This window comes from Pseudomonas sp. R3-18-08 (assembly GCF_003852065.1).
Lineage (GTDB): Bacteria > Pseudomonadota > Gammaproteobacteria > Pseudomonadales > Pseudomonadaceae > Aquipseudomonas.
This window is the reverse complement of sequence record NZ_CP027729.1, coordinates 5,392,325-5,408,481: the sequence shown is the minus strand read 5'-3', so window position 1 is coordinate 5,408,481 and position 16,157 is coordinate 5,392,325. Positions and strand designations below refer to the sequence as shown.

The following is a 16,157-nucleotide window of genomic DNA, read 5'->3' as shown; positions in this document are numbered from 1 at the left end:
GCAGATCCAATGTGAGAGGGGGCTTGCCCCCGATGGCGGTATGCCAGTCTCAGCAACCGTTACTGAACCACCGCTATCGGGAGCAAGCCCCCTCCCACACTGATCGTGCTCGTCTCCAGACTTCAATCAATCCGCGCAAACCGCTCGATCACTGGCTGCTCACGATGCTCGGCCTGCCACAAGTCGTAGGCGCTTTGCATCGACAGCCATAGCCGAGCGCTGCTTACCCCAGCGCGCTCCAACCTCACGGCAAGGTCGGGGCTGACAGGCGCATGACCATGCAGGATCCTTGAAAAGGTTTCGCGGGCGAAGCCAAGCCGCCGTGCCATTTCGGTGATGGTAATGCCCAGGGCCGGGATCACATCTTCAAGCAATATTTCACCTGGGTGAGGTGGGTTGTGCATACCCATATCGATACCTCTACTCAGTGGTAGTCAAGATAATCCACCAGTTCGACCTGGTCGTCGAACATCCGGAAAATGATGCGCCAGTTACCACTTATGCTGACGGACCAGTAGTCGATCAGATCACCTTTCAAACGATGGAAGCGCCAGCCGGGTAGGTCCAGTGCATCTGGGTGCTCGGCTTTGTCCAGAATGAGCAGAACACGGCGCAAGCGCTTTGCATGATTTGCATTGATGCCTCGGGTTGAACCGGTTTCATAGAAGGCCCTAAGGCCTTTATGTTTCCAGCTGATGATCATGGCGCGATTGTGATGTGATACATCACACTTTGCAACGGCCTTGCATCGGGTTTAACGGTCGGATTCATGAGCTCTGCCCGTGGCACGATTCGGATGGAAAAGGCTAGAGAGGCGAGTTCCGAGCAACAACCTGAAAAGCCTGTCGGAGCATTCTTTGCTGCCTATCGGAAGGATGACAGTGGGTGTGGTCTTAGGATTTTTCCTGCAAGATTTTGGGCCGTGCATGAACTTGTGATGAGAGGCCCGCGCGCCTAGTCTTCGTCCCGTCATCGCAAAAAACGGTGACACGGACGTGCAAGTCCGGTTACATGTCGGCGCACCAACGCCCATAGCCATTCAGCGGGCGTTTTTCATGCCTGCTGTACTTGTTATGGCGGCTGTGCGCGGGAGATCCTTCGGGGTCTGCCGGGGTCCGATATGCCCGGTCTTGCACACCTGCGCACAGCTGCCACCTTATTCGCGTGCAAGCGAAAGAGGGCAGTTTTCACCCCATATCGGAGTTGTAAATCATGGTCAAACCTACCCCCAATCCACCCCTCTTCACCGTAACCCCTCACCAAGACACCGAAACCCTGCTGGTCAACGCCAGCGAAACCCTGTCCTCCCTCAACGCACTCACCTGCAACCTGGCCTTCGACCTGGACACTTCCCAGCGCGCCATCATGCTCGGGATCCAGCAAATGGCCGAGCTGGGGCAGTTGTTAGTGGACCAGGCACTGGAACAGATTTCTCCCTTCCCATCGGCTTAGAACTTGATCGTTCCCAAAAAGGGACCTATCGTTCCCTTTTTGGGACTTATTGATGGCCGCTATGCACACCTTACCGCTCAGCACCGCGCTCTTCACTGTCACCCAGCAAAAAGTGCTGGGCCTGCTTTTCGGTAAGCCCGACCAAAGTTTCTTCACCAATGAAATCGCGCGCTGGGCACAAGTGGGCAAAGGCAGTCTTACTCGCGAGCTGGAGCGTTTGCAGCTGGCGGGCATCTTGAGCATGACGCGCCAAGGCAATCAGACCCACTATCAAGCCAACCCTCAATGCCCTATTTACGCGGAGCTGCTTGCCATTGTGCGCAAGACGCTGAGCCTGGATGAGCCATTGCGCAATGCACTGGCACCGTTCGCCGAGCACATAACCTGGGCCTTTATCTACGGCTCCATCGCCAAGGGCGAGGCGCACTCATCTAGTGACATAGATCTGATGCTGATTGGCGAAAGCCTCAACTACAGTGAAGTCATGGAGCAGCTCATACCGCTGGAAGAGCACCTGGGCCGCACCATCAACCCGACGCTTTACACCCCTGAAGACTGGATCGGCAAATGGAATGGCGGGAACAGTTTTGTGCAGCGGGTCGTGCAGCAGGACAAGATCAATCTGATTGGGGCCAACCCCCTGGAATCCACGGATGGACAGCAAGGCAAACCTGGAGAATCTGCAACGTAGCGGTGGCTTGAAGGCTGAGCCACCGGATCGCAAGGAGTGTGATGGGTTGATGCGTTCGGCCAGGGATCGGCTAAAGGACGCTGGTAATGCCCAGTTGTCGTTCGCCAGTCGTTTCGACCTGGCTTATAACGCCGCCCATGCTCTCGCACTCACGGCCTTGCGCCTGCAAGGTTATCGCTCTGACAAACGCTATCTGGTCTTTCAGTGTCTGGTTCACACCACTGACGTGAACAAGGTGGCGGTAAGGTTGATGGCTCTGTGTCATGAGCGTCGAAACCTGGCGGAATATGAAGGGTATATGGATGAGGATGATGCCCTGCTAGGCCAATTGATTGATAGCGCGACGTCACTGCTGAATAAAGTGGAAGGTTTGTTGGCCGGCCATGAGTGGATATAACAGGGTTCGTTCAGGCACCACTGCACAAATGTGGGAGGGGGCTTGCCCTAATGCCAGTCAGTTAAGGCTTTTTGTAGGAGCGAGCTTGCTCGCGAAGAACTCAGGGCCTCCGCGTTTATTCAGAATGAACGCGTTGCCTGGGCGTTTTTCGCGAGCAAGCTCGCTCCTACAGTGGAACCACTTTCGCTTAACTGACTGGCATTAGGGCTTGCCCCCTCCCACATTCTGGTCTTCGTTACTCCAGGCGTAACGGTCTGCTGCTGAGCTTGATTGATGCCCCCCTGAATCACTCCTAAGGTACAGCCCCACGACAGCAAACCCCGTGGAGCGACCATGACAACCACAATAAACCCCGACTCGCGCTGGACGCGGCGGCGCGACGAGAAGCAGCGGCGGCTCGGGCGGGTCAAGCACTACGCAGACGGGGCAGTGTTGCCCAGTGACCGGATCGTCGAGGCGCTTGAGGCGTTGATCCTGCCCGGCGATCGCGTGGTGCTGGAGGGCAACAACCAGAAACAGGCGGATTTCCTCTCGCGCTCCCTCGCCAAGGCTGACCCGGCCAAGCTCCACGATTTGCACATGATCATGCCCAGCGTCGGGCGCTCCGAGCACTTGGATCTGTTTGAAAAGGGCATCGCGCGCAAGCTCGACTTTTCCTTCGCCGGCACCCAATCCCTGCGCATCAGCCAGTTGCTCGAAGACGGCCTGCTGGAAATCGGCGCGATCCATACCTACATCGAACTCTACGCACGGCTGGTGGTGGACCTGATCCCCAACGTGGTGCTCTCCGCCGGTTTCATGGCCGACCGTGCCGGCAACATCTACACCGGCGCCAGCACCGAAGACACGCCGGCGTTGATCGAGCCGGCCGCGTTCAGCGATGGCATCGTTATCGTGCAGGTCAACCAGTTGGTGGACGACGTCACTGACTTGCCCCGCGTCGACATCCCGGCAAGCTGGGTCGATTTTGTGGTGGTGGCCGACAAGCCGTTCTATATCGAGCCGCTGTTCACCCGCGACCCGCGTCACATCAAGCCGGTGCATGTGCTGATGGCGATGATGGCGATCCGTGGCATCTACGAAAAACACAATGTGCAGTCGCTCAACCATGGCATCGGTTTCAATACCGCCGCCATTGAATTGATCCTGCCCACCTACGGCGAATCCCTCGGCCTCAAAGGCAAGATCTGCCGCAACTGGACCCTCAACCCGCACCCTACGCTGATCCCCGCGATTGAAAGCGGCTGGGTGCAAAGCGTGCATTGCTTCGGCACCGAACTGGGCATGGAAAACTACATTGCCGCGCGCCCGGATGTGTTCTTCACCGGCCGCGACGGTTCGATGCGCTCCAACCGCATGTTCTGCCAATTGGCCGGCCAATACGCGGTGGACCTGTTTATCGGCGCCACCCTGCAAGTCGACGGCGATGGCCATTCCAGCACCGTGACCCGTGGCCGCCTCGCTGGCTTTGGCGGCGCGCCGAACATGGGCCACGACCCACGCGGCCGCCGCCATGGCACGCCGGCCTGGCTGGATATGCGCCACGACGATGCGCCGGTCGCACTGCTCGAGCGCGGCAAAAAGCTCGTGGTGCAAATGGTCGAGACCTTCCAGGAAGGCGGCAAGCCCACCTTCGTCGAGACTCTCGACGCGGTGGAAGTGGCACGCAAAAGCGGCATGCCCCTGGCGCCGATCATGATCTACGGCGACGACGTTACCCATCTGCTCACCGAAGAAGGCATCGCCTACCTCTACAAGGCCCGGTCTCTGGAAGAACGCCAGGCGATGATCGCCGCCGTCGCCGGGGTGACCGCCATCGGCCTGCGCCATAACCCCAAGGACACCGCGCGCATGCGCCGCGAAGGCCTGATTGCCTTGCCCGAAGATTTGGGTATCCGCCGCACCGACGCCACCCGTGAGCTGTTGGCCGCCAAGAGCGTGGCCGACCTGGTGGACTGGTCCGGTGGCTTGTACAACCCGCCCTCCAAATTCAGGAGCTGGTAAATGCGCGCGCTCAAACTGCATGAAGTGAGCCTGGCCGATCGCCTGGCGGATATGGCTGTCGATGCGCTGATCGATGAAGCCGACCTGTCGCCCAAACCGGCCCTGGTGGACCGTCGCGGCAACGGCGCCCACCGTGATTTGCACCTGGGGCTGATGCACGCGTCGGCGCTGTCGCTGTGGCCGACGTTCAAGGCAATGGCCGAGGCTGCGCTTGAGTTCGGTGAAGTCGGTTTGCCCCTGCGTGAAGCCCTCGGGCGAATCGGTCGTGACGGTGAGCAGGCGATGCTCGCGACCACCCATGGCGTGAACACCCATCGCGGCGCGATCTGGGCCCTCGGCCTGCTGACTGCGGCGGCAGCGCTGGAGCCCCGCGCCATCCCGCTGAACGCCGCCAGATTGGCCCTGCTCAACGACCGCTACGCCCCGCAATCCTTGAGCCACGGCGCACAGGTTGCCCAACGTTATGGTGCGCGCGGTGCCCGTGAAGAAGCGCAGCTTGGCTTCCCGTCGGTGGTACAACGTGGCCTGCCGCAACTGCACAAAAGCCGTCAGCAAGGTACCGGCGAACAGAACGCGCGCCTCGATGCCTTGCTCGCGATCATGACCGACCTGGCCGACACCTGCGTGCTCTACCGCGCCGGCCTGGAAGGCCTGCAGGCCATGCAGCGCGGCGCCCAGGCCGTGCTCGACGCCGGCGGCAGCGCCAGCCTCGCCGGTCGTCGCCAACTGCACGCGCTGGACCAACAACTGCTGGCCCTGAATGCCTCTCCCGGCGGCGCTGCCGACCTGTTGGCCGCCTGCCTGTTTATCGACCGCCTCGACGGAGCGTTGTGATGGAAACCTTATCCTTTGAATTCCCCGCCGGGCAGCCAGCAAAAGGTCGCGCGCTGGTGGGGTGCGTCGGCTCCGGCGACCTTGAAGTGCTGCTGGAACCGGGCACCGCCGGCACGTTGACCATCCAGGTACAGACCTCGGTGAATGGCGCCGAACAACGCTGGCAGCACCTGTTCGAACGCATCTTCCAGGAGCAGACACCACCGGCCCTGAACATTGATATCCACGATTTCGGCGCCACCCCCGGCGTGGTGCGCTTGCGCCTGGAGCAAGGCTTCGAGGAGATCGGCCATGACTGACTTGCTCGCCAAACACAGCTTTGTCGAATTGGGGGCGCGGCAGCGGGCCAAGGCCTTGTTGGATGCCGGCACCTTTCGCGAACTGATCGACCCCTTCCAGCGGGTCATGTCGCCCTGGCTCAGCCGCCAAGGTGTGGTGCCCCAGGCCGATGACGGCGTGGTGATCGCCAAGGGCAGCATCGGCGGTTTTCCTGTGGTGATTGCAGCGATTGAAGGCAACTTCCAGGGTGGCAGCCTCGGTGAAGTCGGCGGCGCGAAAATCGCCGGCGCCCTGGAACTGGCGGCTGAAGACAACCGCAACGGCATCCCGACCCGCGCCGTGCTGCTGCTGGAAACCGGTGGTGTGCGGCTGCAGGAAGCGAATCTGGGGCTGGCCGCGATTGCCGACATACACGCGGCGATTGTCGACCTGCGCCAGTACCAGCCGGTGATCGGCGTGGTGGCGGGCAGCGTGGGGTGTTTCGGTGGCATGTCCATCGCGGCCGGGCTGTGCAGCTACCTCGTCGTCACCCGTGAAGCGCGCTTGGGCCTCAATGGCCCGCAGGTGATCGAGCAGGAAGCCGGGCTGGAAGAATACGACTCGCGCGACCGGCCCTTTATCTGGAGCCTCACCGGCGGCGAACAGCGTTTCAACAGCGGCCTGGCCGACCGTTACGTGGCCGACGATGTGGCGCAGATCCAGCAGACGGTCAGTGCGTTGTTGCAGCAAGGCTTGCCCGCGCTACAACGCAGTCGCCAGGCTGATTATTACCTCACACGCTTGGCCGAATTGGACGCCGCACCGCAAATCGACCCGGCGACGGTGCGCGAGCTGTATCAAGGAGAACGCTCATGAGAGGCTTGCAGTGGTTCAACGCATTGAGCGCCGGCGCTGCGCCTGTAGCGGATTTGCCAGCCTCGCTGAGGGTTGCCGACGCGGTCCTCGGTGGGCAAAAAGTGCGCTTTGTCGCCGTGGTCACTGACGCGCAAAACCGCTTCCCTCGGGCGCGCAATGGCGAAGTCGGCCTGCTCGAAGGCTGGGGCCTGGCCAAGGCCGTCGATGAGGCCGTCGCCCGGGGCGACAAACGTCCGATCATCGCCATCGTCGATGTGCCCAGCCAAGCCTACGGCCGTCGCGAAGAAGCGCTCGGCATCCATCAGGCCCTGGCCGCTGCTGCTGACAGCTATGCCCGCGCCCGGCTGGCCGGGCACCCGGTGATTGCGCTGCTGGTGGGCAAGGCCATGTCCGGTGCGTTTCTGGCCCATGGCTACCAGGCCAATCGCCTGATCGCCCTGCGCGACCCCGGTGTGATGGTGCACGCCATGGGCAAGGCTTCGGCGGCGCGGGTAACTCTGCGCAGCGTCGAAGAGCTGGAAGCCCTGGCCGCCAGCGTGCCGCCCATGGCCTACGACATCGACAGCTATGCCAGCCTCGGCCTGCTCTGGGAGACCTTGGCCGTCAGCCAGATTGAACAGCCGACGGCGGATGATGTGGCGCGAGTCAGCGATTGCCTGATGAATGCGATCAAGGATGTCGGCAGCACCGATTTGAGCGGACGCCTCGGCGCGACTAATCGCGCAGCCTCCAGCCACGTTCGCCAACTGTTGCGGGAACAATGGTGAACGCCCACGACTTGCTCTGGGGCATGACCCCGGCACATGTGCCCGCCGATGCACCGGCCTGGGTGCGGGAGACGCTCGGTGCCGGCCACCCGGTGGTGGTGCGCCGTGCCATCGCCGAACCGGGTTATGTGGCGGTCGGCGTGCGCGGGCGTTTGCGCGAGCACCGTTTTGCCGGGAGGATGCCGCTGGCGGCGGTGCAGCGGCGGGTGATCCCGGAAGCATTGCGCGGGGTGATTTCGCCGAGGGATTTACCGGCGTTGCGTGCGCTCGACCAACTGCGGCCGGTGCTGGCGCAGGAGACATGGGGCGTCACAGGCAGCGCGGGTTTCGAGTTGGCCAGCGGGATTGAAGCGCTGCATGCCCAGAGTGACCTGGATTTGCTTCTGCGCACGCCCGAGCCTTTGGCCCGAGGTGAGGCTGAAGACCTCCTGGCGATGCTGGATAGGGCGGAGTGCGCCGTCGACCTGCAACTGCAAACCCCGTTCGGCGCCGTCGCCTTGCGCGAATGGGCCAGCGGTTCACCCCGCGTGCTGCTGAAAACCGCCGGCGGTGCACACCTGGTGCTCGACCCCTGGCAGGCCGTGGCATGAGCAGTCTGCTGGTGTTTCCGGGGCAGGGTGCCCAACGGCCGGGCATGCTCCAGTCGCTGCCCGAAGCGGTGCTGGAAGAAGCCAGCGATGTGCTGGGCGAAAACGTGCGCCTGCTCGATTCGGCGCAAGCCCTGGCCAGTACCCGCGCCGTGCAATTGTGCCTGTTGATCGCCGGCACTGCCCACGCCCGTCTGTTGGAGCGCACCCCGGATTACGTCGCGGGTCTGTCCATCGGCGCCTATCCCGCAGCTGTCATCGCCGGCGCGCTGGATTTCGCCGACGCCGTCAGGCTGGTCAGCCTGCGCGGTGAGTTGATGCAGCAGGCTTATCCACAGGGCTACGGCATGACCGCGCTAATAGGCTCCGAGTTATCCACCGTCGAAAAAATCCTTGCCGAGATCCACAGTCCCGAGACCCCGGTGTACCTGGCCAATATCAACGCCGATAACCAGACGGTCATCGCCGGCAGCGACGAGGCGATGAAGCAGGTGGCGGCGCGCATCAAAGGCAACGGCATCGCCCGGCGGCTGGCCGTCAGCGTACCGTCCCACTGTGCGTTGCTGGACGCGCCCGCCAAGGTCCTTGCCCAGGCCTTCGTTGCGCTCAAGACGCCGCGCATCACCTACCTGAGCAGCACCCGCGCGCGGCCGATCCACAACCCTGAACAGCTTTGCGACGACCTGGCCTTCAACATGTGCCGCGTCGTCGATTGGCGCGGCACCGTACAAAGCGCCTATGAGCGCGGTGTGCGCCTGCAAATCGAATTGCCCCCCGGCGCCGTGCTCACCGGCCTGTCACGCCGCGTGTTCGAACAAGGCACGGTGATCGCCTGCGAAGGCGCGCGCCTGGACACCTTGCAGGCCCTGCTGGAAGAGGAGGAGCGCCGCCACCGATAAAGCATTACCCAAGGCTTTCGAAGCACAACAACAACAATTTCGATCGAGCACTTTGAGGACAACAATGATGATTATCTACGGTGTGGCGTTTCTGGCGCTGTGCACGTTGGCCGGCCTGTTTGTCGGTGAACTGCTGGGCAAATGGATGGGTATTCCCGCCAACGTCGGCGGGGTGGGTATCGCCATGTTGCTGCTGATCGGCCTGGGCAGTTACCTCGGCAAGCGCGGTTTGTTTACCGGCAAGTCGGAGCAGGGCGTGAGCTTCTGGGCCGCGATCTATATCCCGATTGTGGTGGCGATGGCGGCCCAGCAGAACGTGTATGGCGCTATCAGTGGCGGGCCCATGGCGATATTGGCCGGGACCGTTGCCGTGGTGCTCGGATTTGCTCTGGTGCCGGTGCTCACGCGTATCGGCAACCCTGAGTCGAGCGCGGTTGTTCCCACCAAAGAAGCCGGGTGACCGCCATGTACGAATCCCTGATGAAAGTGATCACCGGCTACGGCCTGATCAGCGGTTTTGCGCTGATCGGCCTGACCATGTGGGTGTCCTATTGGATGTCCAATACCTTCACAAAAGGCCGCCTGCACGGCTCGGCCATCGCCATCCTGCTGGGCTTGTTGCTGTCGTATGTTGGGGGCGCCTTCACCGGTGGCTCCAAGGGGGTGGTGGATATTCCATTGTTGTCAGGCATCGGCCTGTTGGGCGGCGCCATGCTGCGCGACTTCGCCATTGTCGCCACGGCCTTTGGGGTGAGTGTCGATGAGCTCAAGCGCGCCGGTTATGTTGGCGTGCTGGCGCTGTTTGTCGGTGTGGGTTCGTCGTTCATTGCCGGCGTGGGGGTGGCTATGGCGTTCGGGTATACCGATGCAATCAGCCTTACCACCATCGGTGCGGGAGCCGTGACCTATATCGTCGGCCCCGTGACCGGTGCAGCGATTGGTGCCAGTTCCGAAGTGATGGCGCTGTCGATTGCCGCGGGGTTGATCAAGGCCATTCTGGTGATGGTCATGACGCCATTCGTGGCGCCGTTGATCGGGCTGAACAACCCGCGCAGTGCGGTGATCTTCGGGGGCTTGATGGGCACGTCCAGCGGTGTGGCAGGTGGTTTGGCAGCGACCGATCCGAAGCTGGTGCCGTATGGTTGTTTGACGGCCGCGTTCTATACGGCGCTCGGCTGTTTGCTGGGGCCGTCGTTGTTGTTTCTGGCGATGAGGGGGTTGGTGGGCTGACCTAGGGGATTTTGGGTGTCTGGCCTGGCCTCATCGGGAGCAAGCCCCCTCCCACACTTGACCGAGTTCCAACCTGGGAATGCGGTCAAAATGTGGGAGGGGGCTTGCCCCCGATAGCAGTCTCAAACCTGGCGATTGGCATACATCCGACACTCCGCCAACAGCGCCAGCAAGTTCGGGTCGCGCTCCTTGGCCTTCAAGAACACCACGCCGATATGCTGCTGCAGCCGATACCTGGGCTGCAGCGGTATCAGCTTCACGCGGTTCTCATACACCGCTGCAATCCGGCCCGGCAGCAGCGCATAACCCACGCCCGAGCTGACCATGCTCAGCAGCGTGAAGATGTCGTTGACCTGCATCGCCACCTTCGGCTCGAACCCGGCCTGCTTGAACACGCGGTTGCCGTCCTGGTGCGTGGCAAAGCCTTGGGTGAGGGTGATGAAGGTTGCGTCGCGCACGTCGGCCAGGTCGATCTGCTGTTCGCGGTCGAAGGGCGAGTCGGCCGGAGTGGCGAGGAAGATGTCGTCGCTGAACAGCGCAATCTGCGCGCAGTCCGGGTCGTTCGCATGGTCGTCGAGAGCGATGAGGATCGCGTCCACTTCCATGTTCTTGAGCTTGTAGAGCAGGTCGAAATTGGAGCCCAGGATCAGGTCGATATTCAGTTCGCTGCGCCTGATTTTCAGGCCCATGATCAGTTGCGGCACGGTCTTGACCGTCAATGAATACAGCGAGCCCAACTTGAAGCGTTCGGCGGAGAAGCCGGCGGCCTCGCGGGTCAGGCGCACGCTGTCGACCACATCGGCCACCAGTTTCTGGGCGCGTTCTTCAAGTACGTAGGCGCTTTCCAGCGGCGTGAGATTGCGCCCTTCGTGCTTGAACAACGGGCAGCGCAGGGCGTTTTCCAGCGAATGAATGGCGCGGTGCACGCTGACGTTGCTGGTTTGCAGCTCGGCGGCGGCGCGGGCCAGGTTCCCGGTGCGCATGAATGCCAGGAAGATTTCCAGCTTTTTGAGGGTGAATTCTTCGTCGATCAACATGGCCGTGTCTCTTGTTCGAATGCTCCCGATTGTGCCCGCAAATGCGCTCGGCGTCCTCGGAACGTCATAAGGCGCTTGCACTCTTATGGCGAAGGCTGGAGGCTTGCCAGCAAACCCTTATTGGTCACGGGAGGTCGGTTGCAGATGTACCACGGGGAACGATTCAACGCCTGGAGCCATTTGCTCGGTGCGGTCGCGGCGTGTATTGGCGTTGTGTGGATGTTGGTGGTGGCGAGCCTGGACGGCAGCCCCTGGAAAATCGTCAGTGTGGCGATTTATGGCTTTACGCTGATGGTGCTGTACAGCGCCTCCACCGTGTACCACAGCGTGCGCGGGCGGCGAAAAGAGATCATGCAGAAGGTCGATCACTTTTCGATCTACCTGTTGATCGCCGGCAGCTACACCCCGTTTTGCCTGGTGACGCTGCGCGGGCCGTGGGGCTGGACGCTGTTCGGGATTGTGTGGGGGCTGGCGGTGATCGGCATCCTGCAGGAGATCAAGCCACGCTCGGAGAAGCGCATCCTGTCGATCGTGATCTATGCGGTGATGGGCTGGATCGTGCTGGTGGCGGTCAAGCCGTTGCTCGCCGCACTGGGTACGGCAGGGTTTACCTGGCTGGCGGCGGGTGGGGTGTTGTACACCGTCGGCATTATCTTTTTTGCTTTGGAGGATCGCCTGCGCCATTCCCATGGCATCTGGCATTTGTTCGTGATCGGCGGCAGCCTGCTGCATTTTGTGGCGATCATGCGCTACGTGCTTTGAATGTGGGAGGGGGCTTGCTCCCGATAGCGGTAGATCAGTCAGCACTTGTATGGACTGACCCGCCGTCATCGGGAGCAAGCCCCCTCCCACATTGATCTCGGCGTTACTAGAGACGTTCCAGCAGCTCACAGGCGCGACTGCCGACAATCTCCAGCAGCCTGGCCAGCATATGCGGCGGGGGCTCGTTGGCGCGGGTCAATGCATAGAGGGTAATCGGCAGCGGTGGGGTGAGCGTGCGGATGTGGGTGGTGGCCGTTGAAGCACCCAGCGCGGTGAACGGATCGATCACGGTCAGACCGGCGCCGGATTCGACCATCGCGCGGGCCAGGGAATAGGTTTGCACCGAGATCGTCACCCGTGGCGGCGGGTCGACATTTTCCAGGTAGCTGCCCAGCTTCGCCGCCAGCGGGTCAGCGCTGGACAAGCCGATCAGGGGCGCGCCGGCCAGTTCGGCCAACGGCAAGGGCTTGTGCCGTTCAGCGTCCGACCAGTAGCCTTTTGACGCCAGCGCCACCAGCACGCCGTTGGCCAGCACCTGGGTGGTGAGCCCCGGATGGCCGGAGAACGTGAGCGTCAACGCCAGGTCGATCTCGCGCATCAACAGCTTCTGCACCAGCTCGCGGCTATGGTCGCTGGACAGCTCACAGGCGATGTCCGGGTAATCACGTTTCCATTCCAGGATCGACGGCGGCAGCAGCGACAGCGCCAACGCCGGGATAGCACCGATGCGGATGCTTTGCCCCGGTTCGCGACGCAAGCTCTTGGCCAGACGCCGCACGCCTTGCAGGCTTGCGCTGACTTTTTCGACTTCGCTCTCCAGTGCCAGGGCTTCGGGTGTGGGCTGCAATTTGCCGCGTACGCGCAGGAACAACGCAAAGCCCAGCTGCAGTTCGGCGTGCTGCAACACTTTGGTCACCGCCGGTTGCGAGACGTGCAGCAGCTGCGCGGCGGCACTGATGGAGCCGGTCTGGCGGATGGCCTGGAAGATTTCGATATGACGCAAGCGCATGGCGAGTCCCATAACCTTTGTTTATAGGTGAGCCATCTTTATTCATTGTCGGTGGCCTGTCACCTGGCTCTACGCTGGGCGCTCTTAATCAACGGCAGGGGGCTGGAATGGCCAGGCAGGTTTGCATCATCGGTGGTGGGGTTATCGGCCTGGCGAGCGCTTTTGCGTTGGTGCGTGCCGGCCATAGAGTGACGCTGATCGAAGCGCGTGACAGCCTGGGCAGCGAAACCAGTTACGCCAATGGCGGGCAGTTGTCCTATCGCTATGTTGCGCCGCTGGCCGACGCCGGGGTGCCGCTGCAAGCGATTGGCTGGTTACTGCGCGGTGACTCGCCGTTGAAGCTGCGCCCGCGTCTCGATCCCCAGCAATGGCGCTGGATGGCTGCCTTTATCGGCGCCTGTCGTGGTTCGGTGAACAAGCGCAATGCCGCTCACTTGCTGCGCCTGGCATCCCTGAGCCAGGACACCTTGCAGCAATGGCGCGAGGAAGACCGCCTGGACGACTTCGATTGGCGACGCAATGGCAAGCTGGTGACGTTTCGCAACGCCAATACCTTTGAACATGCCCGCAGTAAAGTGACCAATGTCCTGCAACAGCAGGTGTTGTCCGCTAGCGATTGCACGCGCCTGGAGCCGGCGTTGGCCGGTGATGGTTTTGTCGGCGGGATCTACACGCCCAACGAGGAAGTAGCGGATTGTCATGCCTTTTGCCAGCAATTGGCGGCGCGGCTGGAAGCATCGGGGCGTTGCACATTTTTGTTGGGGCGCAGGGTTACCCGGATTCGTCATACCGACGCAGTGGTGCACGCCCTCCAATTGGGTGATGAGGTGATGCCGGTCGAGCAACTGGTGCTGGCGGCAGGGCATCGCAGCGCTGAACTGGGCTTGCCGGGGTTGTCGCTGCCGCTGTATCCGCTCAAGGGCTATAGCCTGAGCGTGCCGATTGGCGCGCAGCACCGGGCGCCGAATGTGAGCATCACCGACTACGATCGCAAGATCGTCTACGCGCGCATCGGTGAGCAACTGCGGGTCGCGGCCATGGTGGACATTGTCGGCTTCGACGCGGGTCTTGACCCCAAGCGCCTGGCTTTGATGAAACGCCAGGCCCTGGAGACATTTCCCAATGCCGGCGACTACGCCCACGCGGTTGAATGGGCCGGTATGCGCCCGGCCACGCCCACCGGGGTGCCGCTGATTGGCGCAAGCCGCTACCGCAACCTGTGGCTGAACCTGGGCCACGGCGCCCTTGGCTTCACGCTGGCGTGCGGCAGCGGCCAACTGCTGGCCGAGTTGATCGGTCAGCGCAGCCCTTCCATCGATATGCAGGGCCTGACGCCCCGCGCCGCTTGAATCTCGACCACCCGCAAACCAACGGAGAATAACAATGAAAAAGATCCTGTTGACCGGCTGTACCCTGGGCCTTCTGTTCGGCGCACAGGCCCATGGGGCCCAAGCGCCGCTGGAGGGCACCCTGGGCAAGATCGCCAATGCCAGGTCCATCACCCTGGGATACCGCGATGCGTCGGTGCCGTTTTCCTATGTAGGGGATAGCAGTGGCAAACCCATGGGCTATTCAGTGGACCTGGCAAGCAAGGTCGTCGAGCGTATCCAGCAGAAAACCGGGGTGGCCAACCTCAACGTCAAGTACACCCTGGTGACCTCACAGACCCGGATTGCGCTGGTGCAGAACGGTACCGTCGACCTGGAATGCGGCTCTACCGGGGTGACGGCCGACCGGCAGAAGCAGGTGGCATTTTCCTACGGGTTTATTTACGTGAAGGGGCAATTGCTGACGGCGAAGGACAGCGGCATCAAGGGCTTTGCCGACCTTGACGGCAAGAACGTGGTCACCACCGCCGGTACCACCAACGAACGATTCCTCAAAAGCTACAACGCCGAACACAAGGCCAATATGTTTGTCATCAGCGCCAAGGACCACGGCGAGGCGTTCAAGATGCTCGAGACCGGCCGTGCGGCAGCGTTCTACATGGATGATGCGTTGCTCTACGGTGAACGCGCCAAGGCCAGGGACCCGCACAACTGGGTGGTGGTCGGCGAGGAGCAGTCACGGGAAATCTACAGCTGCATGGTGCGCAAGGATGATCCGCAGTTTCTTGCGGTGGTCAATGAGACGCTGGGCGATCTGTACCGCTCGGGGGAGATCAACGGGATTTACCAGCGCTGGTTTGAACAACCGATTCCGCCCAAGGGGTTGAATCTGGAGTTTCCGATGACCCGTGAGTTGAAGGCGATCATTGCCAACCCTACCAGCGACCCAGTGGAGTAGGCGGTAGCAACCCATCCAAATGTGGGAGGGGGCTTGCCCTAATGCCAGTCAGTTAAGGCTTTTTGTAGGAGCGAGCTTGCTCGCGAAAAACTCACAGGCACCGCGTTTATTCAGGCAGCACGCGTTATCGTTGACGTTTTTCGCGAGCAAGCTCGCTCCTACAGACGGTGGTGTACGCTTAACTGACTGGAATTAGGGCTTGCCCCCGATAGCGGTGTGTCAGTCGATACAGGTGCTGGCTGATCGGCCGCTATCGGGAGCAAGCCCCCTCCCACAGTTTTGATTGGGTTTGCAAAGGGGGTTAGAAGTCGCCCCAGAGTTGTTGGGCGACGGCCAAGGCGACCACCGGTGCAGTCTCGGTGCGCAACACCCGAGGGCCGAGGCGGGCGGCGTGGAAGCCGGCGGCTTGGGCGGTGTCGACTTCGTTGTCGGTCAGTCCGCCTTCAGGCCCGATCAGGAAGGCCAGGCTCGCAGGCTTGGCGTGGCTGACCATCGGCTCGGCCACCGGGTGCAGTACCAGCTTCAGGTCTGCCTCGGCTTGCTTGAGCCAGTCCGCCAGTAACAGCGGCGGGTGAATCACCGGCACCGTCGAGCGCCCGCATTGCTCGCACGCGCTGATCGCCACCTGGCGCCAGTGCAGCAGGCGCTTGTCGGCGCGTTCGTCTTTCAGGCGCACTTCGCAGCGCTCGCTGAAAATCGGGGTGATGGCGTTGACGCCCAGTTCGGTGGCTTTCTGGATCGCCCAGTCCATGCGTTCGCCCCTGGACAGACCTTGGCCGAGGTGGATATGCAGCGGCGATTCGGCCTGACCTTTGAAGCTTTCCGTCAGTTGCACGCTGACGCGTTTTTTACCGACTTCCAGCAAGCTGCCGAGAAACTCCTGGCCGGAGCCGTCGAACAGTTGCACGGCGTCGCCCTCGCTCATGCGCAGCACGCGGCTGATGTAATGCGCCTGCGCCTCGGGCAACTCGTGATCGCCGAGGCTCAGCGGGGTGTCGGTGAAAAAGCGGGAGAGTCTCATATGTGTTCTCTGGAAAAGGGTGTGCAGAGCGGACGCGGAGCGTCCAG

20 protein-coding genes are annotated in these 16,157 nt (G+C 61.9%); 15 read left to right on the top strand and 5 right to left on the bottom strand.

What is annotated here, in order from left to right; genetic code table 11:
- Window positions 1-122: 122 nt before the first annotated feature.
- Window positions 123-410, bottom strand: a complete 288-nt coding sequence (locus tag C4J92_RS24940) for a HigA family addiction module antitoxin (protein WP_124368680.1) — start codon at window positions 408-410, stop codon at window positions 123-125.
- A 14-nt stretch (window positions 411-424) separates the two neighbouring features.
- Window positions 425-703 carry a type II toxin-antitoxin system RelE/ParE family toxin gene (locus tag C4J92_RS24935; RefSeq protein ID WP_124405539.1) on the bottom strand — a complete coding sequence of 93 codons (279 nt, stop codon included), beginning with the start codon at window positions 701-703 and terminating at the stop codon, window positions 425-427.
- A 509-nt stretch (window positions 704-1,212) separates the two neighbouring features.
- Here C4J92_RS24935 and C4J92_RS24930 point away from each other — a divergent pair.
- The 12 genes from C4J92_RS24930 to madM all read left to right on the top strand — a co-directional run bounded on the left by C4J92_RS24930 (window position 1,213) and on the right by madM (window position 9,995).
- Window positions 1,213-1,452: a DUF6124 family protein gene (locus tag C4J92_RS24930; protein WP_124405538.1), complete on the top strand. Its 240-nt coding sequence runs from the start codon at window positions 1,213-1,215 to the stop codon at window positions 1,450-1,452.
- A gap of 61 nt (window positions 1,453-1,513) precedes the next feature.
- Window positions 1,514-2,143, top strand: coding sequence for a nucleotidyltransferase domain-containing protein (locus tag C4J92_RS24925; protein WP_124405537.1), 630 nt, complete (start codon window positions 1,514-1,516; stop codon window positions 2,141-2,143).
- The gene (locus tag C4J92_RS24920; protein ID WP_124405536.1) at window positions 2,106-2,540 is read left to right on the top strand and encodes a hypothetical protein; all 435 of its coding nucleotides are present in this window, start codon (window positions 2,106-2,108) and stop codon (window positions 2,538-2,540) included. Before C4J92_RS24925 ends, C4J92_RS24920 begins: the two co-directional genes overlap by 38 nt.
- Window positions 2,541-2,873: 333 nt before the next feature.
- Window positions 2,874-4,544 (top strand): malonate decarboxylase subunit alpha, encoded by a 1,671-nt coding sequence (gene mdcA / locus C4J92_RS24915; RefSeq protein WP_124405535.1) that lies wholly within the window; start codon window positions 2,874-2,876, stop codon window positions 4,542-4,544.
- Window positions 4,545-5,378 (top strand): triphosphoribosyl-dephospho-CoA synthase, encoded by an 834-nt coding sequence (locus tag C4J92_RS24910; RefSeq protein WP_124405534.1) that lies wholly within the window; start codon window positions 4,545-4,547, stop codon window positions 5,376-5,378.
- Window positions 5,378-5,677: a malonate decarboxylase subunit delta gene (locus C4J92_RS24905; RefSeq protein WP_124372152.1), complete on the top strand. Its 300-nt coding sequence runs from the start codon at window positions 5,378-5,380 to the stop codon at window positions 5,675-5,677. Before C4J92_RS24910 ends, C4J92_RS24905 begins: the two co-directional genes overlap by 1 nt.
- Window positions 5,670-6,512 carry a biotin-independent malonate decarboxylase subunit beta gene (locus C4J92_RS24900; RefSeq protein ID WP_124405533.1) on the top strand — a complete coding sequence of 281 codons (843 nt, stop codon included), beginning with the start codon at window positions 5,670-5,672 and terminating at the stop codon, window positions 6,510-6,512. The genes C4J92_RS24905 and C4J92_RS24900 overlap by 8 nt, the downstream gene beginning before the upstream one ends.
- The gene (gene mdcE, locus C4J92_RS24895; RefSeq protein WP_124405532.1) at window positions 6,509-7,279 is read left to right on the top strand and encodes a biotin-independent malonate decarboxylase subunit gamma; all 771 of its coding nucleotides are present in this window, start codon (window positions 6,509-6,511) and stop codon (window positions 7,277-7,279) included. The genes C4J92_RS24900 and mdcE overlap by 4 nt, the downstream gene beginning before the upstream one ends.
- Entirely contained in the window at window positions 7,273-7,869 is a 597-nt protein-coding gene (locus C4J92_RS24890; protein ID WP_124405531.1) for a malonate decarboxylase holo-ACP synthase, read from the top strand. Before mdcE ends, C4J92_RS24890 begins: the two co-directional genes overlap by 7 nt.
- On the top strand, window positions 7,866-8,765 hold the full coding sequence (gene mdcH / locus C4J92_RS24885; protein ID WP_124405530.1) for a malonate decarboxylase subunit epsilon: 900 nt from the start codon (window positions 7,866-7,868) through the stop codon (window positions 8,763-8,765). The genes C4J92_RS24890 and mdcH overlap by 4 nt, the downstream gene beginning before the upstream one ends.
- 67 nt (window positions 8,766-8,832) lie before the next feature.
- Complete coding sequence (gene madL / locus C4J92_RS24880; RefSeq protein WP_124405529.1) at window positions 8,833-9,225, top strand: malonate transporter subunit MadL; 393 nt, start codon at window positions 8,833-8,835, stop codon at window positions 9,223-9,225.
- 5 nt (window positions 9,226-9,230) lie between these two features.
- Window positions 9,231-9,995: a malonate transporter subunit MadM gene (gene madM, locus C4J92_RS24875; protein WP_124405528.1), complete on the top strand. Its 765-nt coding sequence runs from the start codon at window positions 9,231-9,233 to the stop codon at window positions 9,993-9,995.
- Between the two features lie 122 nt (window positions 9,996-10,117).
- On the opposite strand, the gene C4J92_RS24870 is transcribed toward madM, so the two are convergent.
- The gene (locus C4J92_RS24870) at window positions 10,118-11,032 is read right to left on the bottom strand and encodes a LysR substrate-binding domain-containing protein (RefSeq protein WP_124368669.1); all 915 of its coding nucleotides are present in this window, start codon (window positions 11,030-11,032) and stop codon (window positions 10,118-10,120) included.
- Window positions 11,033-11,176: 144 nt separating this feature from the next.
- Between C4J92_RS24870 and C4J92_RS24865 the strand changes: the two genes are divergently transcribed.
- On the top strand, window positions 11,177-11,794 hold the full coding sequence (locus C4J92_RS24865; RefSeq protein ID WP_124405527.1) for a hemolysin III family protein: 618 nt from the start codon (window positions 11,177-11,179) through the stop codon (window positions 11,792-11,794).
- A 106-nt stretch (window positions 11,795-11,900) separates the two neighbouring features.
- Here the strand turns inward: C4J92_RS24865 and C4J92_RS24860 are convergent, their stop codons facing one another.
- A complete protein-coding gene (locus C4J92_RS24860) occupies window positions 11,901-12,803 on the bottom strand; it encodes a LysR family transcriptional regulator (protein WP_124405526.1) in 903 nt (300 codons plus the stop codon).
- A gap of 107 nt (window positions 12,804-12,910) precedes the next feature.
- On the opposite strand from C4J92_RS24860, the gene C4J92_RS24855 reads away from it, so the two are divergent.
- Entirely contained in the window at window positions 12,911-14,152 is a 1,242-nt protein-coding gene (locus C4J92_RS24855) for a D-amino acid dehydrogenase (RefSeq protein WP_124405525.1), read from the top strand.
- A gap of 34 nt (window positions 14,153-14,186) precedes the next feature.
- Complete coding sequence (locus tag C4J92_RS24850; RefSeq protein WP_124405524.1) at window positions 14,187-15,089, top strand: transporter substrate-binding domain-containing protein; 903 nt, start codon at window positions 14,187-14,189, stop codon at window positions 15,087-15,089.
- Between the two features lie 301 nt (window positions 15,090-15,390).
- On the opposite strand, the gene C4J92_RS24845 is transcribed toward C4J92_RS24850, so the two are convergent.
- Window positions 15,391-16,110, bottom strand: coding sequence for a 16S rRNA (uracil(1498)-N(3))-methyltransferase (locus tag C4J92_RS24845; RefSeq protein ID WP_124405523.1), 720 nt, complete (start codon window positions 16,108-16,110; stop codon window positions 15,391-15,393).
- Window positions 16,111-16,157 lie beyond the last annotated feature (47 nt).